The following is a 24,286-nucleotide window of genomic DNA, read 5'->3' on the forward strand; positions in this document are numbered from 1 at the left end:
ACCGCGCCCGAGGACGGCGGTTCCGAAGTGGCTCCTGCCAGTGGACCCCCGTCAGTGGACCCCCGTCTGGCCGCGGCCAAGTGGCCCTGGAAAAACCCCGCCCCCAATGCGGACATAATGCGGGGCCATCCTTATATAGGGTACCGGCCCGACAGGCACGCCGCTTGATTCCGGCCAATACTCCCGTATCACCTAGGCGCAACACCGTTCCCCTGAAGGCCCGTCCATGCCCGTCCGCCCCCGTCTCGCCGCCCTGTCGCTGATCCCCCTGCTGCTGGGCACGTCCGCCCTGGCAGCGCCCGTGACGCAGGAAGGTGCCGACAAGCTGGCCCGGCTGGCCGAACAGCAGCTGACCAAGCCCGCCAACCCGCACAAGGACGGCAGCCTGCGCCTGACCCTGAACGGCCACGCCAGCGCCACGCGGGAGGGGGATCATTACCGCCTGAGCCTGCCCGGCGCCCAGCTGCACCTGGGCGACGACAGCGTGCTGGACCTCGGCACCCTGGTGCTGGCGGTGACGCCCACGGCCGACGGCCACTGGGACGCCACCGGCGCCCTGCCCAGCCCCATGGGCGTGTTCGACGGCCAGGGCATGCGCATCGGCGAGGTGCGCTTGGGCAGCCAGAGCCTGCACGCCCGCTGGACCCCCGACTTCCAGACGGTGGATCTGCTGGACGCCAAGGCGGGCGACATCCGTTTCATCCCCCGCCCCGGTCACGGCACCGTGTCCATGGACGCCCTGACCGTGCGCTTCATGCCGGAGGACGAGGCGCGCGGGCGGTGGAGCGGCCCGCTGCGGATGGAAGTGAACAAGCTGGACACCAGGACGCCGGAAGGTACGGAGGAAACCCGGCTGCTGCGCGGCCTGCTGGCCATCGACGTCACGGACTTCAACATGGCCCAGGGCGCCCTGCTGCGCGTGGGCGGCGGCACGGATCCCGGCCCCGCCGGCGCCGTGCTGTCGCGCATGAAGGGGACCCTCAGCCTAGACGGCTATGCCAGCCACGACGACGAGGGCCATCCCTATTCCCTGAAGACCCTGAACGCCACCGTCACCGCCGACAACATGGACGGCGACCATGGCGTGCTGTCGCTGGACTACAGCCACCGTGGCCTGGTCAAGCCAGCCGCCAACGGCCAGGCCGACCCCATCCCGGAAAAGGGCGACCTGCACCTGAAGATCACCGACCTGCCGGCGCGCACCCTGGCGGAGGCTGACTGGAATACCCTGCCGCCCGACGCCAAGCACCGCAACCGCGCCATCAAGGACCGCACCCTGACCGCCCTGGGCCAGGCCGGCAGCCATCTGACCATCGACAAGCTGGACTTCCAGGCGCCCGACGCGGCCCTGGTGGGCAACGCGGCCCTGGTGTTCGACGCCGCCAACCCGCGCGGCCTGACCGGCACCCTGTCGCTGCTGATGCGCGGCCTGGACCACCTGCCGGCCAACGGCGTGGGCAACGGCGCCATGCTGGGCTTTTTCGCCCTGCAGTCCATGGGCGCACCCGAAAGCCAGGGCCGCCGCTTCAGCTTGGATTTCCGCCCCGACGGCCATGTGAAGCTGAACGGCAGCGACGTCACCCTGCTGATGACCGGGCTGGCCAAGCTTCCCTGAGGACCGCCCCCAGGTTGCGGGGCATTCCCCGAATGACATAAAAAATACACTTCCCTTTCAGGGCACCGCTTTCATAACTCCTGTCCAGCCCGAAGGGGGACAGGCGCCGGCCCGGGCAAGGCCCCCGGAAGGGCTGGGCGGCGCCCAAAAGAAAGAAGCGAAGTGGCGGAAATCGATATTTCCATTGTCATCGTGGCGGTGAGCTCGTTCCTGTTCGCGCTGGGCTGCGGAATTTTCTTCCATGACCATCCCGTCTGGAAGTGGATCGATATTGTCTACTATTCCCTCAGCGTCTTCGGCGTGATCCTGCTGTTCGTGTCGGAAGACCTGAACCGTGCCATGCTGCGCATCCAGGAGAAGGAGCGGGAGATCGAGCGGCATTGGGCCTCGGCGTTTCCCGGCGCCGGCACGGGGGTGCCCGCCATACCGGTGCTGCCCGCCTCCTCCCCCGACCACTGGCGGGCAAGCTATGAGGCGCTGAAGGCGGAGCAGGATTTAGGCGAACTGTGCCGCCAGGCGCCCAGCCTGGATTGCGCCCCCCACACCAGCCACGCCAGCTTCATCAAGCGCGACTTCCAGCAGTTCGACGCAGGCGCCATGGCGGTTCCCGCCGACCGCGCGCGCAAGGAGGAGGACTTCTGCCAGCGCGCCTATCAGCTGGTGGACCATCTGGCGCTGAACAGCGGCGTGGGCACGGACGACTACGCCCTGGTGAAGCAGCGGCTGCTGGCGGTGGAGCGCAACGAGGCCTCCGCCCTGGAAACCGCCGCGCTGGCGGAAGCCATCGGCACCAGCCATGACCGCATCCTGTCCGCCGTGCCGACGGAAAAGTACGCCGCGGTGGAAAAGCTGCTGGGCACGGAAGGGGAGTTCGCGGAGGAGCTGTTCACCCTGCTGTCCTTCTGCGCCACGCGCCCGGCCGACGCCACCGCCAAGCAACGCCACATCGACCTATTGCAGTCGATCCAGGAAACCCGCCACCAAACCCCGCCGGAGGTGCAGCAGGCCATCCGCGAGGCGGAGCAGATGGCCTCCGCCAGCCTGCCGCAGCGGGTGTCGCGCTTCATCCGCCTGAACCTGTGGCCCTTCATCCTGACGCTGGCCCTGGCCGGCAAGTTCGGCAAGGCCGTGTCCGGCTTCGGCGGCCTGCGCCGCCTGCGCATAGCACCCTAACCCCCAACCATGGGAACGAAGGCGACGGCCAGCAGCGGCCGTTCCCGCACCCGGCCGTCCCGCCCCTTTTCCACCAGGCACAGCTGCTGCGCCCCTCCTGCCGGCCCCACCGGCAGCAGCAGGCGCCCGCCCGGCCGCAGTTGGTCCACCAGGGCCGGGGGCACGGCAGGCGCGGCGCAGGCGGCCAGGATAGCGTCGAAGGGGGCCGCGTCCGGCCAGCCGCCATGGCCGTCGCCCACGCGCAAGGTGACGTTCCTGATCCCCAGGGCCGCCAGCCGTCGCTCCGCCGCCCGCGCCAGATCGGCGATGACCTCCAGCCCGAAGACGGTGGCGCCCAGGTGAGCCAGCAGCGCCGTCTGGTAGCCGGAGCCTACGCCGACCTCCAGCACCCGGTCGCCCGGGTGGACGTCCAGCAGCTCCGTCATCAACGCCACCAGGGAAGGCTGGGACAGGGTCTGGGCTGCCGCCAGGGGCAGGACCTGGTCCTGATAGGCGTAAGGGGTCTGGTCCGCCGGGGTGAACAGTTCACGCGGCGTGGCCATCAGGGCGGCGGCCACGCGTGGGCTCAGGGCTGGCAGGCCCAAGGGCCGGTCCAAACGCATGCGCCGGGCGATGGCGGCTACCAGGGCCGCACGCTCATCCTGGCGGGCCGCCAGATCCACCGCCGCGCCGCCGGCGCCGGATTTTCCGAACCATGCCATCACCCTACCCCCGTAGCGGTCATGCCGGATTCAGTCCCTGCCCCAACGGAGGGGCTTGCGTCCGTCGCGCCCGCCCCTCATATCGGGGCGCGACGGCCGGCCCACTAATGGGCGGCGCGTCGGAGCCAAGTTCACCACGTCGGCGGCGCCACGACAGGGCCGCCCAGAAAGAAGGACGGAACACGCCCATGAGTGAGGAAAAACTCAGCTTCCAGGCCGAAGTTTCCCGGCTGCTGGATATCGTCGCGCATTCGCTCTATTCGGAAAAGGAGGTCTTCCTGCGGGAGCTGATCTCCAACGCCTCGGACGCTTGCGACAAGCTGCGCTACGCCTCCCTGACCCAGCCGGAACTGACGGCCGGGGACGCCACCTTCCGCATCACCCTGACGCCGGACACGGCCGCCCGCACCCTGACCATCGCCGACAACGGCATCGGCATGAACCGGGACGACCTGGTGGAAAACCTGGGCACCATCGCCCGCTCCGGCACCGCCAACTTCATGGCCGCCCTGTCCCAGAAGGCCGAGGCCAAGAAGGACGGCGAGAAGGACGTGTCGCTGATCGGCCAGTTCGGCGTGGGCTTCTATTCCGCCTTCATGGTGGCGGGCGAGGTCGAGGTCTACTCGCGCAAGGCCGGTGAAACCCAGGGCTGGCGCTGGACTTCAGACGGCAAGGGCTCGTTCACCGTAGGCGAGAGCGACGACGCCCCGGCGCGCGGCAGCCGCATCGTGCTGCACCTGCGCGACGGCGAGGACGACTACCTGCAGACTTACCGCCTGCAGAGCATCGTCAAGAAGTACAGCGACCACATCAGCATCCCGGTGCTGGTGGGCGATGACGAAAAGCCGGCCAACGCCGCCTCCGCCCTGTGGACCCGGCCCAAGAGCGAGATCACGGCCGAGCAGTACAAGGAATTCTACCATCACGTCGGTCACGCCTTCGATGATCCCTGGCTGACCCTGCATTGGCGGGCGGAAGGCGTGCTGGAATACACCAACCTGCTGTTCATCCCCGAGGCCAAACCCTTCGACCTGTTCGAACCGGAGCGCAAGCACCGGGTGAAGCTGTACGTCCGCCGCGTCTTCATCACCGAGGGTCCGGAAGGCCTGATCCCGGCCTACCTGCGCTTCCTGCGCGGCGTGGTGGACAGCGAGGACCTGCCGCTGAACGTCAGCCGCGAGATGCTGCAGCACAACCCCATGCTGGCCAAGATGCGCACCGGCATCGCCAAGCGCGTGCTGGGCGACCTGGCCCGCAAGGCCGACGACGCCGACTCCAAGGCGGACTATGCGCGCTTCTGGGAGAACTTCGGCGCGGTGCTGAAGGAAGGCCTGTATGAGGAGCGGGAGCAGCGCGACACCCTGCTGAAGCTGCTGCGCGCATACAGTACCCATGGGGGCACCAACGGCGATGAGCTGGTCAGCCTGGAAGACTATGTCGGCCGTATGAAGCCGGGCCAGGACGCCATTTACTACATCACCGGCGAGGACAAGGCCGCATTGGCCCGCAGCCCGCACCTGGAAGGCTTCCGCGCCAAGGGTGTGGAAGTGCTGTTCCTGACCGACGCGGTGGACGAGTTCTGGCTGCAGTCCGTCACCCAGTACAAGGACCACGCCTTCAAGTCCGTCACCCGCGGCGGCGCCGACCTGGCCAACGTCACGGCCGAGGACAAGAACGACGAGACGCCGAAGGCGCCGGAGGACAGCGTGGCCGATCTGGTGGCGCTGGCCAAGCTGACCCTGGGCGACGCGGTCAAGGACGTGCGCACCTCCGAACGCCTGCGCGAAAGCGCCGTCTGCCTGGTGGCGGACGAGGGCGACATGGACATCCACCTGGAGCGCATGCTGAAGGCCCACCGGCGCCTGGATGAGACATCCAAGCGCATCCTGGAAGTCAACCCCACCCACCCTTTGATCCGCCGCCTGGCGGACCTGGCCAAGGCCAATGGCGCCGGCGGCGCCCAGGGTGAAGCCCTGGCGGATGCGGCCTGGCTGCTGCTGGACCAGGCGCGAATCCTGGAGGGCGAGCCGCTGCCGGATCCGGTGGCTTTCGGCCGCCGCCTGGCGACGTTCGTGGAGAAGGGGCTGGCCTAAAGGGTCAATCGCCTCATTTATTTACACCCTGTTCATGCCCCGCCCGGGAAACCGGTGCGGGGCATGGCGTTTTTGCAACGGCCGGTGGGTGTCAAGGGCGCCCCGCGCCGCATGGAACGGTTTCGCCCTTTTCTTGCCGCTAACTGCTGGCATAGTCCGCAACCGATCGAACGATGCGGCTGTTATCGTTGTCAGGTCGAGATGCGGCTGCACAGGGGGGCACCCTTGCCGTCGTTGATATGGGTCTCCCCCGGGACGTCCCGGGGGTCCAAGGGCGTGAGCCAGGCGGGGTTTGCATGGGGTTGTCGATGGGGGCTGTCGCCCCGAATGATCGGAATGGGGCGCGGACCGGGATGCGGCGCCGCAACGCCTCCACCGCCGCGCTACTGGCCACCGTACTGTTCCTGCTTCCTTTGGGCGTCCAGGGAGGCGCCCAGGCGCGCGACCTCGCGGACCTCATGAAGGACCGCTTCCCGGTAGCGCAGGGTGAGGCGACGCCGGACGACAGCGACCAGACCGTGCTGGCGCGGTTCTACCGGGGGCGGGGACTGAAGCCCCTGTGGGTGGAGCACGGCGAGGCCAACGCCGCCGCACGCACCGTCCTGACCGTCCTGGGCCATGCCGATGAGGATGGGCTGAACCCCAACGACTACGCGCCCGCCAGCCTGACGGCGCAGCAGGGCCATCTGGACAGCCCTGAGGCCCAGGCCGCGTTCGAAACCAATCTGACCTTGGGCCTGGTGCATTATGCCAGCGACGTGTCGGTAGGCCGCATCATCCCCACCCTGGCCGACCCGGAACTGGTCATCGACCGGCCGCCCTTCGACCGGGCGCAGTTCCTGGGCGGCGTCGCCTCCGCCACGGACCTGAGCACCCTGCTGACCAGCCTCGCGCCGCACCGGCCGGAATACGCGGCGCTGAAGGCCGCCCTGGCCCACTATCGGCAGATGAAGGCCGCCGGCGGCTGGCCCACCATCCCGCCGGCGCCCAAGGCGCCTCCGGCCCCGCCGCCACCGCCGGCCGATCCCGCCAATCCCGCCGCACCCGCGCCCAAGCCGGAAAAGACCAGCGACGCGCTGAAGCCCGGCATGATCGACCCGCGCGTGCCGGCCCTGCGCGCCCGCCTGGTGGCCACGGGTGAGGCCAAGCCCCTGCCCGTTCCGCTGCCCAAGGGCACCAATCCGGAGCTGTACGACGACGCCCTGGCCGCAGCCGTGAAGGAGTTCCAGCGCCGCCAGGGGCAGGAGCCGGACGGCGCCATCGGCAAGCGCACCCTGGTGGAACTGAACGCCACGGTGGATCAGCGCATCAACCAGATCATCGTCAACATGGAACGCTGGCGGTGGGAGCGGGAGCCGGCGGACCAGCCCTATCTGGTGGTCAACCTGGCCGACTATACCCTGTCGCTGATGCGCGGCATGGACGTGCAGCTGACCATGCGCGTGGTGGTGGGCGCGCCCTTCACCCGCACGCCCGTGTTCATCGGCAACATGAGCTATATGGAGCTGAACCCCTATTGGTACGTGCCGACCAAAATCGCCAAGGAAGAGATTCTGCCCAAGCAGAAGAAGGACCACAGCTACGTCGTGAAGAACCACTACACGCTGCTGTCGGACTGGACGTCCAACGCCGTGCCGGTGGACCCCAGCAGCATCAACTGGGCGACTGTGACGGAGCGCAACTTCCACTGGCGGGTGCGGCAGGATGCGGGCAACGACAATTCGCTGGGCCGCATCAAGTTCATGTTCCCCAACAAGTTCGACATTTACCTGCACGACACGCCATCCAAGCGGCTGTTCGACCGGGCGGTGCGGTCCTTCAGCCACGGCTGCATCCGGGTGCAGGACCCGCCCAATCTGGCGCTGGCCATCCTGGCCCTGACCGACACGCCGGGCTGGCCGGAGGAGAAGCTGCGGGCCGAGATCGGCGGCGACAGCCTGAAGCACCAGACGATTCGCCTGAAGAATCGCCTGCCGGTGCACATCACCTACATCACCACGGTGACGGACCCGGATGGCGGCATCGACTTCCGCACCGACGTTTATGGCCGCGACGCCCGCGTGCTGGCCGCCCTGAATGGCCCCCGGCCGCGCAAGCCGGTGGTGCCCGCCGCGGTGCCGGCGGCCGCCCCCACGCCCGGCAGCGCGCCCAACGCCGCGCCGAACACGGTGCCGGCCGCGTCGGGCGACGCGCCGAAAGCGGCTGAGACTCCAAAGCCTTCGGTCCAGGGTGCACGCACGGGTGCTACACCGGCACCAGCCGCGGCGCCGGTGCCGGCCGCGACCCCGGCGCCGGCGAATGCCAACCCGGCGCGCTGACGGATGGAGGCCACTTGCCCAATTGTGACCGTTTCGGAAGCGGTTGCAAAGGCAGGCGCCCAGGCCGCCGCACGGTAGCGGTCACACGTTCATCAAATTTTTGCCTCATTTGGGGCTTGCTTATTCACACCCCGTTGTCACAGACTGCAGCCCTGCTCTGCTGGCGACGCGGGGCTGTGGCAAGACAGATGGGGACAACCGGAATGGACGAACGGCACGCCGCGGCGCGTTTGCTTACTATTGCCTGCGACGCCCCCAGTGCCTCTGACGCGTCCCTGGTTGCCTCTTCCGCTCCGGCCCCGACCCGGCGCAGCCTGCTGGCGGGCTTCGCCAAGCTGGCCACCGGCGCCGCCCTGGTGGGGGGTGTCGCCAGCCCCCTGCCGGCGCTGGCCAAGGCCGCCACCAAGCACCACAGCGGCGCCAGCCACGGCCACAGCGCCGCCCACGGCAACCTGATGCATGGCGACTGGTCCAACGCCCGCGCCGCCACCCGGCCGCTGTCGGACAACCGCCGCGTCCTGGCCTTCAACCACCTGCACACCGGCGAGAAGCTGAAGGTCACCTACTGGGCCGACGGCAAGTATCTGCCGACCGCCCTGCACGACGTGAATTCCATCCTGCGCGACTGGCGGACCAACCAGACCATCGCCATGGACCCCAAGCTGCTGGACCTGATGTTCCAGATGCAGCACCGCCTGCACACCAACGAGACCATCCAGGTCATCTGCGGCTATCGCTGCCCCAAGACCAACGCCATGCTGGCGGCCAACTCCGAAGGGGTGGCCAGCCACAGCATGCACATGGAAGGCAAGGCCATCGACCTGGACCTGGCCAGCAAGCCCCTGGCCCGTATCCGCCAGGTGGCGGTGGAACTGAAGCAGGGCGGCGTCGGCTATTATCCCAAGTCCAACTTCGTCCACGTCGACACCGGCCGCGTCCGCCAGTGGGCGTAACGGCGGGCGCGTGAAAACCGGGGCGTGACCATGCATCGCGCGATCATGGCCACAGGCCTGATTGGTGCGGTCCTGTCAGCTATTCCGGCGTTGGCAGGAGAACCTCTCGAGACTCCGCCGCCGCCACCGCCTATCCATCTAATTGGGGTGGATGACCGGTCATGGATCGCCGAACCGCCCAATGACCCCGCGCTTTATGCCGCGCTAGAGACGGCGCCGAAACTCGAAGCATCCCAAATCCTGGTGGTACCACCGGAAACACGAGCAGCCGCCATTGCGCTGTTACGTGACATCTCCATTCAGCCTTTGGACGCGGGAACACTGAGGCAGCTTCACTCTGACGCGCCGGAAGCCGCCAAGATGTTGAGCCGTGGGCTAACCCCCTACCTGGCCCGTTCCGTTGCCGCCGGATGCGGGCGCGGCGAGTACGAGATTCGGCAGGCTGGCCAAACCCTTTCCATCTTCAACGGTGCCCTGGGTCCTTATGCCTTCGCCCGTTGCCCTGTGATCATTTTCCTGGAACACCCCGCGACCCGGGTTTCGATCGAGGCTGCAGCTGCGCTTTAGACCATAGTTTTGTTGCCCTCTTTCAGAACCACATGAGACAAAGCGCGTGTCCAGGAATGGGGAGGGACAAGACAAATGCGGGCACGCCCAGCGGCATTATTGGCCGCTCTATTCATAGCCGTCGCGTCCACAGCCGTCGCGCAAACGGCATCCGCCCCCTTCACCGGCCGCGACCTCAGCGGCACCTACGCCTGCACCGGCGTGGATGGGCATGAGGGCGCCTACACCTCCACCGTGACGCTGGAGATGGACAGGGCACAATCCCACGGGAAACGCGCCGGCTATCATTTCAGGATGGAGGTGCCGGGCTACGGCACCTATCACGGCGTCGCCACCGCCGACGGCGACGCCCTGGCCATCACCTTCGCGCACGAGAACCCGGCCACCCAGGATTACGGCACCGGCATCGCCAAGGTGAGCCGCACCAGGGACGGCAAGGTGCGCTTCGACAAGTTCTATTACGAAGACGCCTACAAGGGCGGCAACACCGGCACGGAAAGCTGCGTGCGCAATTAAGGCGTCCCCGATACGCGAACAGGCCCCGGATCGGTCGATCCGGGGCCTGTCGCGTTTCATGGCATGCTGTCTTGCTATCGGCCGGCCGAAATGCTCAGGCGGCGCTGGGTCCGTTCGCCAGTTCCCGATGCAGGACCTCGGTATCCAGTTCCTTTTCCCACTTGCTGACGGCGATGGTGGCCACGCCATTGCCCACCAGGTTGGTCAGGGCGCGGCATTCGCTCATGAAGCGGTCGATGCCGATGAGCAGGGTCAGCGAGGCGATGGGAATGTCGGGCACCACGGCCAGTGTGGCCGCCAGGGTGATGAAGCCAGCGCCGGTGACGCCGCTGGCACCCTTGGACGTCAGCATGGCCACCAGCAGGATGGTGACCAGATGCCCGAAGGTCAGGTGGGTGTTGGTCGCCTGGGCCAGGAACAGCGTGGCCAGGGTCATGTAGATGTTGGTGCCGTCCAGGTTGAAGCTGTAGCCCGACGGGATCACCAGGCCCACCACGGGGCGGGCGCAGCCCAGGCGTTCCATCTTCTCCATCATCTGGGGCAGCACCGTCTCGGACGAGGAGGTGCCCAGGACGATCAGCAGCTCGGCCTTGATGTAGTTGATGAAGCGCAGGATGGAGAAGCCGCAGATCCAACCGACGATGCCCAGCACCACCAGCACGAACAGCAGGCTGGTCAGGTAGAAGCTGCCGATCAGCATGCCTAGATTGATCAGGGCGGCGACACCGTACTTGCCGATGGTGAACGCCATGGCGCCGAAAGCACCGATGGGGGCCAGACGCACCACCATGTGGATGATGCGGAAGAAAATCTTCGACATGCGCTCGATGACCACCGTGGCCGGCTTGCCATAATCACCCAGGTGGGCGATGGCGAAACCGGTCAGGATGGCGATCAGCAGGACCTGCAGCAAATCGCCGCCGCCCAGCGCGCCCAGATAGGTGTCGGGAATGATGCCCAGGATGTGGTCGGCCACGGTGTCCTTGGCGGCCTTGTCGACGTAGGTCGACACCGCCTTGGCGTCCAGGGTGTGGGGATCGACGTTCATGCCGTTGCCCGGCCGCACCACCTCGCCCACCAGCAGGCCGATGACCAGCGCGAAGGTGGAGATGACCTCGAAATAGATCAGGGCCTTGCCGCCCACGCGGCCGACCTTCTTCATGTCGGTCATGGCGGAGATGCCGCTGACCACGGTGCAGAAGATGACCGGCGCGATCATCATCTTGACCAGCTTGATGAAGCCGTCGCCCAGCGGCTTCAGCGAGGCGCCGAAGCTTGGCCAGATATAGCCGACGATGATGCCCAGGATGATGGCGATGATGACTTGGAAGTAGAGGACCGAGTACCAGGGCTTTTTCACATGTTCCATGGGCACATCTCCCTTAGCCTCTTGTGACGAGGCGTGTTGCCGGGCCCCCATTCCCGATGCCCCAGGGACCCGCGGCCACAGCACGGCCGTTAGGTGCGACAAGAAAGCAATTGCCAGGTGAGATCAAGGCTTAAGGCGGGGTTTCGTCCGCCTCTCCTCATGAAATTTTTTGACCGATGCGGCCGCGACAACAGCTGGTCGCGGCAATCGCTTCCCCTTGGCCTTCCCCCGGTGTCTTTTGCTTGCCCAATAAAACGTCGTTTTAAAAGACGGTCAGTTGCGGCGGCGCCGTCTTCAGCAGGTTCTCCAGCCGCTCCACCACCTCTTCCATGTTCACGCGCACACGGTCCAGTTCGTCCGCCGTCTTGTCGTCGATGCCGGCCTCGAACAGCATCATGTCGTAGTCGGCCAGCACCTTGGTGAAGGCCTCGCGCTCATGCTGCAGGATCTCGTAGGCGCCCAGCGCGTGGACCAGCAGCTGTGGCGGATTGCGGAAGAAGGCCAGGCTGACGCGGGTGAAGGCGGCGATGGACCGCAGGCGCATGCGGATGAGCCAGGACTTCAGTTCACGCGGCGCGTTGTTGGGACGGCTCTCGGCCTTGTCGCCGATGGTGAAGATCATGGCCTGGATTTCGTGATAGACGGCGCGCGCCTTCTTGTAGTCCGGGAAGGACTGGGCGGGGCGGCCGGACATCTGCTCGAAAGAGGTCACCGTGGACGACAGCGATCCCGCCAGCTCACGCAGCAGGGCGCCGTGGTTGACCTCCTTCTTCATGCGCATGGGGGCGATGTCCCTGTAAGGATCAGACGCCCCAGCTTAGCGCGCGAACCCCGTCGCCACCAGGGTATCCGGTGTATGGGGTCGGCCCCCAGCGTCCGCCGCCCTTTCATCGCCGCGGGCATCGCCGCGGGCGGCCAGGTCGTCAATCTCCAGGTCGCGGCCCCGCAGGTCGGGCAGGACCAGGGTGAAGCGGGTGCCGGCCCCGGCCTCGCTGGCCGCCGTGACCGTGCCCTTCAGGCGGTGGGTCACCAGGTTGTAGACGATGTTGAGGCCCAGGCCCGTGCCGCCCGCCCCGCGCCGCGTGGTGAAGAAGGGATCGAAGATGCGCGGCAGGATGGCCGCTGGGATGCCCCGGCCATCGTCCTGGTACACCACCTCCGCCCCGCCGGCGTGCCCATCACCCTGGGCCCCCGGTCCCTCCCCCGATGGCAGGCGGCGGGCGGTGATGGTGATGCGCCCGCGCACGCCCGGCTCATAAGCGTGGAGAATGGAGTTGGAGACGAAGTTGGTCAGCACCTGGGCCAACAGGCCGGGGTAGGTCTCCAGCTCCACCGGGCCATGGCAGACGACCTCCGCCGTGTGCCCGCTGCGGCGCAGGTTGGGGCCCAGGCTGGACAGCACCTCCTCCATGTAGGCGCATAGCTCCACCCGCCGCCGCTCCTCCGAACTCTGGTCGGCTGACACCTGCTTGAAGCTCTGGATCAGGCTGGCGGCGCGGCCGATGTTGGACAGCATGAGGCGGGAGGATTCCGCCAACTCGCCCATGAAGTCGGTCAGGTCGCTGCGGCGCAGGCGGCCGTCGCGCACCAGGTGATCGATGGCGGTGACCCGCTCGGAAACGTGGGAGGCGGTGGTCAAGGTGACGCCGATGGGGGTGTTGATCTCATGCGCCACGCCGGCCACCAGCTGGCCCAGCGAGGCCAGCTTTTCCGCCTGCACCAGCGCGTCCTGCGACCGCTTCAGCTTTTCCAGGCTGTCGGTCAGTTCCGCCGTGCGGGTGCGCACGCGGTCCTCCAGCTCGTCATTGGCGCGGCGCAGGGCGGCCTCGCTGGCCTCCAGCGCGCGCTCGCGCTCCTCCCGCTCCTTGCCGATGCGGTAGGCGACGCCGAAGGTCAGCAGCACCAGGCCGATGGCGTTGGGGGCGTACAGCGCCGCCTCGGTCCAGATGGCGGCCGGCAGGACGCCGCTGGCCCGCAGCGACCACACGACCGCCACCCCCACGATGGGCAGAAAGCCGAGCAGGAAAAAGCGGGCGTTGACCGAACGCCGCAGGTCGCGCACCGCCGCCGTCAGCGTCAGGGCCGAGCCCAGCAGCGCCAGCGCCTGCGCGATGCCCGAGCCCCGCGCCGGATCCAGGTAATGCAGAGGCGTGTCCAGGACCAGCAGGCCGGTGGACAGCAGCAGCAGCCGGGCGATCCAGGGCTGCCGCCGCCTCAGGTCCAGAAACTGCACGGCGAAGATCTGGCCCACGGCCACGGGCAGGGTGCCAACCACCTCGCGGTAATAATGGCTGGCCAGGTCGGCCGGCAGGTGTTCCCAGGGATAGCCCAGCTGGCCGTAGATGTAGGCCAGGGTGATCAGGGCGTAGAACAGCAGGGTCACCCCCACCTCCACCCCCGCCATCACCACCAGGGCGAACTGATAGGCGGCGGCGATGATGAGGACGCCGAAGGTCAGGCCGTGCAGCAGGATGTCGCGGCGGTCCACCTGGGCCTGGGCGTCGCTGCTGCGCAGGTAGAGCGCGAAGGAGGCGAAGTAGTGCTCCACCCGCATGTACAGCACCGTGCGCCCCGGCGGCAGGGCCAAGGTGAAAACAGGGTAGCGATGGGGAATGTCGGTACCCCGCGCCGCAGCGCCCTCGGCCACGTGCCGTTGCGCGACTGGGATCTGTCCATCGCCGGCGAACACGTAGAGATCCAGGCTGCGGTAATAGGGATAGGCGAAGACCAGCAGCCGGTCGATGGTGCCGTCGGTCGGGTTGTCCAGAGTGATGCGCGCCCAATAGGCGGAATGGGTGCGGGCAAAGCCGGGCGTATCGCGCGTGGCCGGGGTGAAGCGGGAGGCCGCCGGGCCCGACATGACGTCGGCCAGGGTCAGATCCCGCCCCTTGTCCTCCAGCAACTCCAGATGGCCGCCAAGGGACAGGTCCGGGCCATCCACCGTCACCGTGTTCGCCGTAACCGCATCCGCGCGGGCCGCCACGGGCGCCATTGGCACGAACGCAAGGAACAGCAGGACGGCCAGCACCGCCCGTAGGCGGCAGCCCATCCCGTCACGTCCCGCGCCCTGTCTCCGTACACCCATCATCCGTCCGCTAACCCGTGGCTGGCGCAACCATGCCCTATCCAAGCTGGAAAGGCACGCCTTGCGTGTCCTGATGACGCCGGGCACGCGCGAACCGTCAACCGGCTCCACCTTGTCACGCGCAAACCGCCCCGTTCCGGTCCCGGCCCGTTCCGTTTCTGGCGCGCAGCCGGCCATCAATTGCCAGGCCCGCGCCCCCATGATAAGCGTCGCGGAAGGATGGGCCCGCCCTCTTCCGGGCAATGCCGGGACGGGCGGGGCCCACCGGGCGGGACGAACAAGGCAGCGGGGCGCCCTTGGGCACGGCATGGCGGGACGGCGGGTTATGAGACGGCTGGCGGAGTGGATGAAATCCATCGGGCCGGGCCGCCTGATCAATATCTCGCTGGCCGCCGGCATCGTGCTGTCCCTGGTGTTCGTCCACGCCGAATTTACCCGGGGCCTGAATGCCCGCCGTGCCGAAATCCGCCAAGCCATGGATACCCAGGCCATCGCCCTGGACGGCACGCTGGCCGCCATCTCCGGCCGGGTGGAGCGCCTGCGGGAGTGGACCCGGCGGGCGCTGCTGGCCCCGCCTGCCGACACCCCGCAACTGAACGCCTTCCTGGACGGGGTGGCCCAGGCCGGCGCGGATGAGGTGCCGATGCTGGATCGCGTCGGCCCGGCCGACGCCAATCCGCTGGACGGCCCCGTACCCGCCGCCCTGCTGGCACTGCCGGACCGGGGCCTGGCTCGGCATGAGGGCTTGTCGCGCCCCGACCGCGCCCATTGGCGGGCCGAGGCGGCAACCGCCGTGGCCCTGGCCCAGCAACTGGCGCTGGACGTGCGCACCCAGCCAGGCCTGGGGCGCGGCTATTTCATCGCCACCTCCGGCCTGGTGGCGGTGGCGCCCTGGCGGGCCGCCGACAATGCCCACGGGCTGATGGCGGGCATTTTCGAGCGCAGCGCCTATCGCCTGTCCACCCTGGCCGCCAACCCCACCGGCCGCGTGCTGTGGACCGAGACGCCCGCCCCGCCGCCGCAGGGAGCGGCGCGGGATGAGGCGCCGGCCCAGCCGCCGCCCACCGTCGCCGCCCCCATCGATGACCAGGGCCGTTTCCTGGGCGTGGTGGCCTTCGACCTGGATCCCGCCGTGCTGGCCCTGCCCACGGCCAATACCGCCGCCGGCGGTGCCGTGCTGCTGCTGGGATCGGACGACCGCCTGCTGTCGGCCACCGGCACCCCGCCCGCCGACCTGTTCCAGCAGGGCCGCCCCACCCCCGTCGGTCTGGCGGCGGTAATGGGCAAGACAGCCGCCACGGCCGAGCACGCGGGCTATCTCATCACCACCCGCCCCCTGGCCAACGCCCCCTGGCGCCTGGTGCACGTGGCGCCGCGCGCCGCCCTCACCTGGTCGCTGGTCGTGCATACCGCCGGGTCCATGGCGGGATTTTCCAGCGTGTTGCTGGCGGTGGTGCTGCTGTTCAACATGGTGGTGCGGCGCATGGTGCGCTCTCAGGAACGCTCCGCCGCAGCGGAGCGGGAGGCGCGGGCGGCCACGGAACAGGCCCTGGCCGAGCTGCGCGCCGCCCATGATGAGCTGGACTTCCTGAACCGGGAGAAGACGCGCTTCTTCTCGCTGATCTCCCACGATCTGCGCGGGCCGTTCAACGTGCTGCTGGGCATGACCAAGGAACTAGCGGACTATGGTACCCGCATGGCGCCGGCCGACGTAGCCGACTTCGCCGCGTCGGTGCACCAGAGCGCGGTCACCGCCCACACCCTGCTGGACAACCTGCTGAACTGGTCGCGGGTGCAGATGTCGGGCACGCCCTTCAGCCCGTCGGTCATGCCGCTGGGCGAGGTGGTGGCGGCCGCCATTCATGACTTGGGCCCCACCGCCGATGCCAAGGGCATCCGCATCCTCGACGCCTCGGGCGACCGCCACATCCTGGCCGACCGCACCATGGTGCTGGCCATCCTGCGCAACCTGCTGGCCAACGCCATCAAGTTCAGCCACCCCAACCAGGGCGTCCAGGTGACCTCGCGCGCGCTGGGCGACCGGCTGGAGATCGCAGTGTCCGACCGGGGTATCGGCATGGATCCCGAACAGCTGGACCAGCTGTACCGCCGCGAGGCGCAGGACAGCCGCCCCGGCACCCTGGGGGAGGTCGGCACCGGCCTGGGCCTGACCCTGGTGCGCGACCTGGTGGCCCGCCACGGCGGCGTGCTGGCCATCGACAGCCAGCCGGGCGTGGGCACCACCGTCAGCTTCACGGTGCCGCTGGCCGCCGCCCCACGCTGAGACGGAAGCGACGCCGTCCAAGCCGCCCCGCTTCCGCCCCAATTCCCTGGCAGATGGGGGAAATCAAAGGACTTCAGCCAGTCGTTCGACCGGGCGGCACAGCACGGCGCCTTTGGCGGTCCGGGCGATGGGGCGCTCGATCAGGATGGAGTGTTCCACCATGAGGTCCAGCAGGGCCTCGTCGCCATAACCGCCGGCGGGCTCGTTCGCCAGCAAATCGTCGTTGCCGCGGCGGCGCAGGATGTCGGCCGGGCGGGCCTTCAGGGCGGCCAGCATGTCGACCAAGGCGGCGCGGTCGGGTGGGGTCTTCAAGTATTCCACCACCTGGACCTCATGTCCGCCGGCCTGCAGGTCGGCCAGCACCCGGCGCGAGGTGGAGCATTTGGGGTTGTGCCAGAGGGTCACGGTCATGGGCGATGGTTCCGGGATGGGTTGGCGGGAAGCGGGCACCATAGCCGCGCGCCCGGCAAGAGGCCATCCGCCGGAAGGGCAAGGCCGCCCCCCGGGACATCCCTGAGGCCGGCCCAGTGTAACGTTACGTTTTCGGCCTTCCACCCCGGCCCCGGCCTGGACTATGACTGCGATCTTGCTTGAGTGAGGTGAACGATGTGCGGCATCGCCGGTTTCCTGGGTAATCGCAACTGGACCCGCACGGCGGACTTATCCTGGCTGAAGGCCGTGGCCGACCGGCTGGCCCAGGCGAGCGACCCCGCCGCCATCGATGCCGCCCTGGACGGGCTGGTGGCGCATTTCACCGACCTGATGGCCTTCCCCACCCACATGGCCGCCGTGGCCGACACGGCCGCCACCGCCCTGCTGACTGCGGTGGCCGATCGCATCGACGCGTTGGAGACGATGCTCCGGTCCGGCGAGGCTGCCCGCGACGTGGCGGTGGAGCGCACGGCCGAACGGCTGCGCGACTATGCCTGGCAGCTGCGGACCGAGGTGCTGGGCAACATCGGCCGCACCCTGGCCCTGCTGCCGGACGGTGCCGCCGCCACCCGGCCGCAGCACGCCGTGGCCTGGGCCGCGGAACAGGTGCTGGAGAATCTGGACCGGCTGGAGGTGCGCGGGCGCGACAGCGCCGGCATCGCCCTGCAGATCACCATCGACCATCGCTACACCCTGGACGACCTGCCGGCGGCCCTGCGCGCCGGCGCCGCGGAGCGGCTGGCCGTGGGCGACCGGCACGAGGGCCTGGCGCTGCACGTCCTGCCCGACGGCCGCACCACCGTGCGCTTCACTTACAAAGTGGCCACCCTGATCGGCCGCCTGGGCGATAACGGCGCCTTCCTGCGCGCCCGCATGCGCGCCGACGCCGTGTTGTGGGCGGTGGCCCGCCACGCCGACGGCTTCAGCGCCATCGCCCACACCCGCTGGGCCTCGCACGGCGCCATCAGCCTGCCCAATTGCCATCCGCTGAACGCCCGGCTGCTGAACGAGGCGGGCGCCGGCAAGGCCGCCACGGCGCTGGACGCCGATGCCGACGCCATGGTGGCCCTGAATGGCGACATCGACAATTACCGGGCCCTGACCGAGAGCGCCATCGAGGGCGCCGGCCATGCCCTGCCCACCGACACCACGACCGACACCAAGGTCATCCCGGTGCTGTTCCGCCTGGAAGGCGAAACCGGCAATGGGGGCGGCAACGCCGACCGCTTCCTGGCCACCATCCGGCGCCTGGACGGGTCCATGGCCATCATCCTGCAGCACCCGGCCGATCCGGAGCGCCTGCAGCTGGGCCAGAAGGGCAGCGGGCAGAGCCTGTTTGTGGCCGAGGTGAACGACGGCCTGATCGTCGCGTCGGAGAACTACGGCCTGGCGCCGCGCGCCCGCCGGTCCATTCCGCTGGCGCAGGTGGAGCGCGGCGGCCTGGCCGTCGTCCTGTCGACGGCGGCGGGTGAGCCGGCGCTGTCGGCCCGCACGGTCGACGACGGCGCCCCGGCCAGCCTGAAGGCCGACGCCATCGAGATCTTCTCCCGCGACATTTTCCGCGGCCGCCATGACCACTTCTTCGAGAAGGAGGTGCATGAGGCCCCGGCCAGCGTGCGCAAGACCCTGGCGGGCCGCTACCGCCGCCAGGACCGCCGCGTCAGCTTCGACCTCAGCCTCGCGGGGGGCACCGACACGGGGCCGTGGGCCGGCCTGCGCGCCCGCCTGGCCGATCCGGCCAAGCCGCCCATCCGCCGCATCCTGGTGACGGGCCAGGGCACCGCCGCCATCGCCGCCATGGGTATCGAGCACCTGATCCGCCTAGCGCTGGACAAGGCGCCGGTGACGGTGACCAGCGCCAAGGCCTCTGAACTGTCCACCAACCTGGACGGCAAGAGCCTGGACGACGCCCTGGTCATCGCCATCAGCCAGAGCGGCACCACCACCGACACCAACCGCACGGTGGACCTCGCCCGCGCCGCCGGCGCCTGGATCCACGCCATCGTCAACCGCCGCAACAGTCCCCTGGTGCGCAAGTCGGACAGCCACCTGTTCACCAGCGACGGCCGCGACATCGAGATGGCCGTGGCCTCCACCAAGGCCTTCTATAGCCAGGTGGCGGCGGGCAAACTGACCGCCCTGTGCCTGGCCGACGCGCTGGGCACCCTGCCGGCCCAGCAGATCCATGACGAGATGGTGGCGCTGGAGGCCCTGCCCCAGCGCATCCAGGAGGTGCTGGACGACGAGGGAGCCATCGCCGCCTGCGCCCGGGCCTACGCCCCCCGCAACCGCTATTGGGCGGTGGTGGGCAACGGCGCCAACAAGGTTGCGGCCGAAGAGATCCGCATCAAGCTGTCGGAGCTTTGCTACAAGTCCATCCCGGTCGACTACACCGAGGACAAGAAGCACATCGACCTGTCGACCGAGCCGCTGACCCTGGTGGTGGCCAACGACCTGGCCCCCTTGCTGGCCCAGGACACCGCCAAGGAAGTGGCCATCTTCAAGGCGCACAACGGCAAGCCCATCGTCTTCGCCGCCAAGGGCGAGACCTGCTTTGCGCCCTACGCCGAGGCGGTGGTGCACCTGCCCTCCGCCGGCGCCGGCCTGGACTTCATCATGGCCACGGTGGCGGGCCACCTGTGGGGTTTCCACGCCGCCCTGGCCATCGACGCCGAATCCCGCCCCTTCCGCGAGGTGTCGGCGGTGTTGGACCAGGCACTGGCCGATCCGGAGCGGCCGGTTACGCCGGTGGCCACCAGCCTCGCCACCATCATCGACCGCATCGCCGACGGGCAGCTGGACGCCGCATTGCCCGCCAGCTATGCCGCCCGCCTGGCCAAGCTGACCTCCGCCCTGCCCATGCTGGACACGCCGGGCGGCAAGCCGGAGCGGACGGCCGTCATCACACGGGGCCAGGACCTGCTGCGCCTGGTGTTCGAGGAGACGTCGCGCCCCATCGACACCATTCGCCACCAGGCGAAGACCGTGACCGTGGGCATCTCCCGCCCCGGCCGTGAGATCAGCCCCCTGCTGCTGGCGGCCCTGGCCGACCTGGGCGCCAGCCCCGCCGACCTGGCGGAGCCGGAGCGCCAGCTGCTGATCGCCCTGTCGACCCTGGTCATCGGGGTGGAGGGCGGCGTGCGCTACCACCCGGCCGGTGGCCCTGGAAGTGAGGGCACGGACGGCACGCCACTGCTGCAGGCGGTGGAGCGCAGCGGGCGGGCCAAGGGCGTCGCCTCGCGCCACGACCAGCCGGCGCCGGCCACGGGCGGCAAGCGCCGCGCCCTGCGCCTGGGCCGGGGCATGCTGTCGGGCGGGGCCAGCGGCGCCCAGACCCTGGCGCTGCTGCCCCTGATGCGCGAGCCCAACTGGATACCCAACGGCCTGGTGCTGCTGCACCTGGCGCTGGTCAGCCAGGCCTCGCTGCAGCAGAAGATTGCAATATTGAAGGATTTGCGCCTGTACGAAGACCTGTTCGATGCCTACCATGAGGCGGGACAGGCGGACGCGGCCGGCGACGGGGCGGGCCCGGGGGGCGGTAAGCCAGGGGGCAGCAAGGACGGTGGCTTCGCCGCCTTTCTGGAGAAGCTGGCCCCCCGCGACCTCATCCTGTCCACGCCCGCGGAGCTGATCCGCCGGGCCTGAACTCGGGGTTTTGGGGAACGGCGATGCAGCGGGCGGGGCGTTTGGCGAACCGGACGGCGGTGGTGACGGGGGCGGCGTCCGGCCTGGGCCGCGCCGTCGCGGTCGCGCTGGCGCAGGAGGGCGCCAACGTCGTCCTCCACCACCTTTTGCCCGATGAACAGGCGGCGGCCACTGAAACCGCCCGCCAGGTGCAGGCCCTGGGCCGCACCGGCATCGTCGTGCAGGCCGACATCACCCAGCCGGCCGGCGCCTACACGGTGGCGGAGGCGGCCATCGCCGCCTTCGACCATGTCGACATCCTGGTCAACAACGCCGGCTTCCGCCTGAAACAGCCCTTCGACGGCATGACGCTGGAGCTGTTCGAGGCCACCATGGCCGCCAATATGGGCGGCACCTTCCTGATGGTGCGCCATCTCTTGCCCCTGATGCGGGCGCGCAGCTATGGCCGCATCGTCACCACGGTGGACAGCACCGCCATGGAAGGGGCGCGCGGGATGACCGCCTATGGCGCCGCAGCCTCCGCCCTGCTGGGCTTCACCCGCAGCCTAGTGCATGAGTTCGGCGACAACGACATCACCGCCAATTGCGTGTGCCCGGGCCACCTGCCGCCCGACGCGGATGGCGAGGAGGAAGACTGGGCTGGCATCACACCCGCCTACGTCTTCCTGGCCAGCGACGACGCCTATGCCATGATTGGGCAGACGCTGCGGCCCAGCCCCTAAGGTTCCCGGCTCCCGCTAGGCCGCCTTGCGGCCCGCGGTGAACACGGTGTCGCCCGGCTGGATTTGGTCGGCCGGCAGATCCGGCAAGACGGCCAGCTTGGCATAGAGCGGGGCGAAATCCTGCGCCGTAGCCTGGAACAGCTGTTCGAAGCTGTCCAAGACGAAGTAGGTCTCCTGGTAGTCGTCGATGCGATAGCGGGTGCGCATCACCCGTTCCAGATTGAAACCCACGCGGTTGGGCTCGGGGCTTTCGATGCAGTACTGCGTCTCGCCGCGCGAGGACAGCATGCCGGCACCGTAGGCGCGCAGGCCCTGGGGCGTGTTAATCAGGCCGAATTCCACCATGTACCAGTAGAGACGGGCCAGACGCTCCAGCCCGCCGTGGGCTTCGGCCTCGGCCCCCTTCCTGCCGTAGGCCTGCAGATAGTCGGCGAAGACCGGATGCATCAGCAGGGGCACATGGCCGAAGAAGTCGTGGAACACGTCCGGTTCCACCAAATAATCCATCTCATCCGCCCGGCGGATCCAGTTGGTTACCGGAAATCGCTTTTCGGCCAGATGGTTGAAGAAGACGTCGTTGGGCAGCAGGCCGGGCACGGCCACCAGGGTCCAACCCGTGGCCTTGTGCAGCACCTCGCTGGCGCGATCGAAATGGGGCACCCCGTCGCGGGCATCCAGCCGCGCCAGGCTTTCCATGAACTCAGGCGCGGCGTAGCGGGGCAGCAGGGCCGACTGACGCTCATACAGCGTGCGCCAGCGGGCGTGCTCCTCCGCCGTGATCTTCTCCCAGCCCTGGGGCACGGTGTAGTCAGCCGCCATGGCGCTGTAGTCGCCGCGCAGGGGGGTGTCGGACTTGCCCGTGGTGTTGACCGGCGCGCTGCTGCTCATGGCCTCATCTCCCTGGCTGGGTTTCTGAAACCATTTTATCGCTGGATCAGCACCATTTTCTTGCGATCATGCCCCGGCGACCCTCGCCGAAAACCACTTCCTGCCGTTTGAGCGGCCAGCTTAGCAATCTTGTGCCGGGAAGAAATTTCAGTCCCGCGCCAGTTCGGCGACCGATGGCAGCGGCACGGCGGTGGAGTGCTTGACCACGTCCAGCACGAAGCTGGAGCGCACGTCCTTCACCCCGGGGATCTGCAGCAGCTTTTTCATCGAGACCTCGGCGAAGGCCTCCAGGTTGCTGACCACCACCTGGACCAGATAGTCCATGGTGCCGGTCATGACGAAGCAGGACACCACCTCGGGGATTTGGCTGACCAGGCGGCGGAACACGGCGTCGCCCTCCGCGTTCTGATCGATCTTGACCTCGACGAAGGCGACGACCCCCAGGCCCAGCAGGCGCCGGTCCAGCAGGGCGGCATAGCCCTGGATGTAGCCCTGGTCCTCCAGGTCCTTCACCCGGCGCAGGCAGGGTGAAGGCGACAGGCCCACAGCCTCCGCCAGGTCGACATTGGACAGGCGACCGTTGCGCTGCAACGTATCCAGGATGCGCAGATCTGCCGCGTCCAGACTGGATTTACCCATAGTGATGCCGCCTTAAGGGTTTCTTGAGCACAACGTTGCTCAATCTTGAACAAATGCGGCAGACTTCGCAAGGAAATGCCCGGCCGCCGGGCGTATCATCAGGGGGATTGTTGCTTCTAACAGGGAGAGCGACCCGCCATGTCCACCCCGACCGCGTCCACCCCGACCACCCCCTCCTCCCCCGTTGCCGAAGCCGTCGCCGGCGGCGACCTGTGGGAGAACCCGCTGGGCACCGATGGCTTCGAGTTCGTGGAATACACGGCGGAGGACACCGAGGCCCTGGGCCGCCTGTTCGAGGCCATGGGCTTCACCAAGGTGGCCCGCCACCGCTCCAAGAACGTGGTGCTGTACCGCCAGGGCGACATCAACTTCATCGTGAACGCCGAGCCGGACAGCCTGGCCCAGCGCTTCGCCCGTGAGCACGGCCCCAGCGCCTGCGCCATGGCCTTCCGCGTGAAGGACGCGGCGCAAGCCCTGAAGCACGCCGTGGCCCAGGGCGCCAAGGAAGTGAAGGGCACGGTCGGCCCCATGGAGCTGAACATCCCGGCCATCGAAGGCATCGGCGGCAGCCTGCTGTACCTCGTGGACCGGTACAACAGTCCCAGCATCTACGACATCGACTTCGTGCCCATCGAGGGTGCGGACCAGAACCCGGTGGGCGCCGGCCTGAAGCTGATCGACCACCTGACCCACAACGTCCGCAAGGGCCGCATGGACCCGATCTCGGAGTTCTATGGGAAGATCTTCGGCTTCCGCCAGATCCGCTACTTCGACATCACGGGTGAGTACACCGGCCTGACCAGCCGGGCCCTGACCGCCCCTTGCGGCAAGATCCGTATCCCGATCAACGAGTCGAAGTCCGAGCAGGGTGCCGACAAGCTGGACCAGATCCAGGAGTTCATCGAGGCCTACAAGGGCGAGGGCATCCAGCACATCGCCCTGCTGACCGATGATATCATCGCCACCTGGGACAAGCTGAAGGCCGCCGGCGTGAAGTTCATGACGCCGCCGCCCGACACCTACTACGAGATGCTGGAAGAGCGCCTGCCCGGCCACGGCCAGCCCGTCGAAGAACTGAAGAGCCGCGGCATCCTGCTGGACGGCAAGGACAACCGTTACCTGCTGCAGATTTTCACCGAGACGGCCATCGGCCCGATCTTCTTCGAGATCATTCAGCGCAAGGGCGACGAGGGCTTCGGCGAAGGCAACTTCCGCGCCCTGTTCGTCAGCATGGAGCGCGACCAGATCCGCCGCGGCGTGCTGAAGGTCGCCGAATAAGGTCTGTT

Annotated in this window: 18 protein-coding genes; 11 read left to right on the forward strand and 7 right to left on the reverse strand. The window is 68.3% G+C overall.

Annotated elements, in window-relative coordinates; translation table 11 throughout:
* The first annotated feature begins 226 nt into the window (after positions 1-226).
* Both FBZ88_RS22130 and FBZ88_RS22135 read left to right on the forward strand, forming a co-directional pair.
* Positions 227-1,615: a DUF2125 domain-containing protein gene (locus tag FBZ88_RS22130; RefSeq protein ID WP_145619300.1), complete on the forward strand. Its 1,389-nt coding sequence runs from the start codon at positions 227-229 to the stop codon at positions 1,613-1,615.
* A 162-nt stretch (positions 1,616-1,777) separates the two neighbouring features.
* On the forward strand, positions 1,778-2,788 hold the full coding sequence (locus FBZ88_RS22135) for a hypothetical protein (protein ID WP_145619301.1): 1,011 nt from the start codon (positions 1,778-1,780) through the stop codon (positions 2,786-2,788).
* Here the strand turns inward: FBZ88_RS22135 and FBZ88_RS22140 are convergent.
* Positions 2,785-3,489, reverse strand: a complete 705-nt coding sequence (locus FBZ88_RS22140) for a protein-L-isoaspartate(D-aspartate) O-methyltransferase (RefSeq protein WP_211102768.1) — start codon at positions 3,487-3,489, stop codon at positions 2,785-2,787. The two genes, FBZ88_RS22135 and FBZ88_RS22140, sit on opposite strands and share 4 nt — an antisense overlap.
* A gap of 188 nt (positions 3,490-3,677) precedes the next feature.
* Between FBZ88_RS22140 and htpG the strand changes: the two genes are divergently transcribed.
* The 5 genes from htpG to FBZ88_RS22165 all read left to right on the forward strand — a co-directional run bounded on the left by htpG (position 3,678) and on the right by FBZ88_RS22165 (position 9,936).
* Positions 3,678-5,582, forward strand: a complete 1,905-nt coding sequence (gene htpG, locus FBZ88_RS22145) for a molecular chaperone HtpG (protein ID WP_145619302.1) — start codon at positions 3,678-3,680, stop codon at positions 5,580-5,582.
* 353 nt (positions 5,583-5,935) lie between these two features.
* On the forward strand, positions 5,936-7,900 hold the full coding sequence (locus FBZ88_RS22150; RefSeq protein ID WP_145619303.1) for a L,D-transpeptidase family protein: 1,965 nt from the start codon (positions 5,936-5,938) through the stop codon (positions 7,898-7,900).
* Positions 7,901-8,103: 203 nt separating this feature from the next.
* On the forward strand, positions 8,104-8,853 hold the full coding sequence (gene mepK / locus FBZ88_RS22155; RefSeq protein ID WP_246138803.1) for a peptidoglycan L,D-endopeptidase MepK: 750 nt from the start codon (positions 8,104-8,106) through the stop codon (positions 8,851-8,853).
* A 30-nt stretch (positions 8,854-8,883) separates the two neighbouring features.
* Positions 8,884-9,420: a hypothetical protein gene (locus tag FBZ88_RS22160; protein ID WP_145619304.1), complete on the forward strand. Its 537-nt coding sequence runs from the start codon at positions 8,884-8,886 to the stop codon at positions 9,418-9,420.
* A gap of 75 nt (positions 9,421-9,495) precedes the next feature.
* On the forward strand, positions 9,496-9,936 hold the full coding sequence (locus FBZ88_RS22165) for a hypothetical protein (protein WP_246138804.1): 441 nt from the start codon (positions 9,496-9,498) through the stop codon (positions 9,934-9,936).
* Positions 9,937-10,030: 94 nt separating this feature from the next.
* Here FBZ88_RS22165 and FBZ88_RS22170 read toward each other — a convergent pair whose 3' ends face one another.
* From FBZ88_RS22170 to FBZ88_RS22180, 3 genes are all read right to left on the reverse strand, one after another.
* Positions 10,031-11,305: a dicarboxylate/amino acid:cation symporter gene (locus FBZ88_RS22170; RefSeq protein ID WP_040848917.1), complete on the reverse strand. Its 1,275-nt coding sequence runs from the start codon at positions 11,303-11,305 to the stop codon at positions 10,031-10,033.
* Positions 11,306-11,567: 262 nt separating this feature from the next.
* Positions 11,568-12,086, reverse strand: a complete 519-nt coding sequence (locus FBZ88_RS22175; RefSeq protein ID WP_145619305.1) for a hypothetical protein — start codon at positions 12,084-12,086, stop codon at positions 11,568-11,570.
* A gap of 36 nt (positions 12,087-12,122) precedes the next feature.
* Positions 12,123-14,354 carry a sensor histidine kinase gene (locus FBZ88_RS22180; protein WP_186464552.1) on the reverse strand — a complete coding sequence of 744 codons (2,232 nt, stop codon included), beginning with the start codon at positions 14,352-14,354 and terminating at the stop codon, positions 12,123-12,125.
* A gap of 361 nt (positions 14,355-14,715) precedes the next feature.
* Between FBZ88_RS22180 and FBZ88_RS22185 the strand changes: the two genes are divergently transcribed.
* The gene (locus FBZ88_RS22185) at positions 14,716-16,674 is read left to right on the forward strand and encodes a sensor histidine kinase (protein WP_186464553.1); all 1,959 of its coding nucleotides are present in this window, start codon (positions 14,716-14,718) and stop codon (positions 16,672-16,674) included.
* Positions 16,675-16,737: 63 nt separating this feature from the next.
* Here the strand turns inward: FBZ88_RS22185 and FBZ88_RS22190 are convergent, their stop codons facing one another.
* Positions 16,738-17,085, reverse strand: a complete 348-nt coding sequence (locus tag FBZ88_RS22190; RefSeq protein ID WP_145619308.1) for an ArsC/Spx/MgsR family protein — start codon at positions 17,083-17,085, stop codon at positions 16,738-16,740.
* 195 nt (positions 17,086-17,280) lie between these two features.
* Between FBZ88_RS22190 and FBZ88_RS22195 the strand changes: the two genes are divergently transcribed.
* The gene (locus FBZ88_RS22195) at positions 17,281-20,751 is read left to right on the forward strand and encodes an SIS domain-containing protein (RefSeq protein ID WP_211102769.1); all 3,471 of its coding nucleotides are present in this window, start codon (positions 17,281-17,283) and stop codon (positions 20,749-20,751) included.
* A gap of 41 nt (positions 20,752-20,792) precedes the next feature.
* Entirely contained in the window at positions 20,793-21,473 is a 681-nt protein-coding gene (locus tag FBZ88_RS22200; protein ID WP_186454761.1) for an SDR family NAD(P)-dependent oxidoreductase, read from the forward strand.
* Positions 21,474-21,488: 15 nt separating this feature from the next.
* Here the strand turns inward: FBZ88_RS22200 and phhA are convergent, their stop codons facing one another.
* A complete protein-coding gene (gene phhA, locus FBZ88_RS22205; protein WP_145619309.1) occupies positions 21,489-22,361 on the reverse strand; it encodes a phenylalanine 4-monooxygenase in 873 nt (290 codons plus the stop codon).
* Between the two features lie 147 nt (positions 22,362-22,508).
* Positions 22,509-23,000 (reverse strand): Lrp/AsnC family transcriptional regulator, encoded by a 492-nt coding sequence (locus tag FBZ88_RS22210; protein WP_040848442.1) that lies wholly within the window; start codon positions 22,998-23,000, stop codon positions 22,509-22,511.
* Positions 23,001-23,138: 138 nt separating this feature from the next.
* Between FBZ88_RS22210 and hppD the strand changes: the two genes are divergently transcribed.
* Positions 23,139-24,278: a 4-hydroxyphenylpyruvate dioxygenase gene (hppD, locus tag FBZ88_RS22215; RefSeq protein ID WP_246138805.1), complete on the forward strand. Its 1,140-nt coding sequence runs from the start codon at positions 23,139-23,141 to the stop codon at positions 24,276-24,278.
* Positions 24,279-24,286: the final 8 nt, after the last annotated feature.

The sequence above is a fragment of the Nitrospirillum bahiense genome (assembly GCF_007828025.1).
In the GTDB taxonomy this organism is placed as follows: Bacteria; Pseudomonadota; Alphaproteobacteria; order Azospirillales; family Azospirillaceae; genus Nitrospirillum; species Nitrospirillum amazonense.

What these genes read in the sequence shown, in the direction of transcription:
- FBZ88_RS22165 (WP_246138804.1), top strand. Translation starts at nt 9,496, where the DNA reads ATGCGGGCACGCCCAGCGGCATTATTGGCCGCTCTATTCATAGCCGTC.
- FBZ88_RS22185 (WP_186464553.1), top strand. Translation starts at nt 14,716, where the DNA reads ATGAGACGGCTGGCGGAGTGGATGAAATCCATCGGGCCGGGCCGCCTG.
- FBZ88_RS22210 (WP_040848442.1), bottom strand. Translation starts at nt 23,000, where the DNA reads ATGGGTAAATCCAGTCTGGACGCGGCAGATCTGCGCATCCTGGATACG.
- phhA (WP_145619309.1), bottom strand. Translation starts at nt 22,361, where the DNA reads ATGAGCAGCAGCGCGCCGGTCAACACCACGGGCAAGTCCGACACCCCC.
- FBZ88_RS22140 (WP_211102768.1), bottom strand. Translation starts at nt 3,489, where the DNA reads ATGGCATGGTTCGGAAAATCCGGCGCCGGCGGCGCGGCGGTGGATCTG.
- FBZ88_RS22195 (WP_211102769.1), top strand. Translation starts at nt 17,281, where the DNA reads ATGTGCGGCATCGCCGGTTTCCTGGGTAATCGCAACTGGACCCGCACG.
- FBZ88_RS22180 (WP_186464552.1), bottom strand. Translation starts at nt 14,354, where the DNA reads ATGGGCTGCCGCCTACGGGCGGTGCTGGCCGTCCTGCTGTTCCTTGCG.
- FBZ88_RS22150 (WP_145619303.1), top strand. Translation starts at nt 5,936, where the DNA reads ATGCGGCGCCGCAACGCCTCCACCGCCGCGCTACTGGCCACCGTACTG.
- FBZ88_RS22190 (WP_145619308.1), bottom strand. Translation starts at nt 17,085, where the DNA reads ATGACCGTGACCCTCTGGCACAACCCCAAATGCTCCACCTCGCGCCGG.
- mepK (WP_246138803.1), top strand. Translation starts at nt 8,104, where the DNA reads ATGGACGAACGGCACGCCGCGGCGCGTTTGCTTACTATTGCCTGCGAC.
- FBZ88_RS22130 (WP_145619300.1), top strand. Translation starts at nt 227, where the DNA reads ATGCCCGTCCGCCCCCGTCTCGCCGCCCTGTCGCTGATCCCCCTGCTG.
- FBZ88_RS22175 (WP_145619305.1), bottom strand. Translation starts at nt 12,086, where the DNA reads ATGCGCATGAAGAAGGAGGTCAACCACGGCGCCCTGCTGCGTGAGCTG.
- htpG (WP_145619302.1), top strand. Translation starts at nt 3,678, where the DNA reads ATGAGTGAGGAAAAACTCAGCTTCCAGGCCGAAGTTTCCCGGCTGCTG.
- FBZ88_RS22160 (WP_145619304.1), top strand. Translation starts at nt 8,884, where the DNA reads ATGCATCGCGCGATCATGGCCACAGGCCTGATTGGTGCGGTCCTGTCA.
- hppD (WP_246138805.1), top strand. Translation starts at nt 23,139, where the DNA reads ATGTCCACCCCGACCGCGTCCACCCCGACCACCCCCTCCTCCCCCGTT.
- FBZ88_RS22170 (WP_040848917.1), bottom strand. Translation starts at nt 11,305, where the DNA reads ATGGAACATGTGAAAAAGCCCTGGTACTCGGTCCTCTACTTCCAAGTC.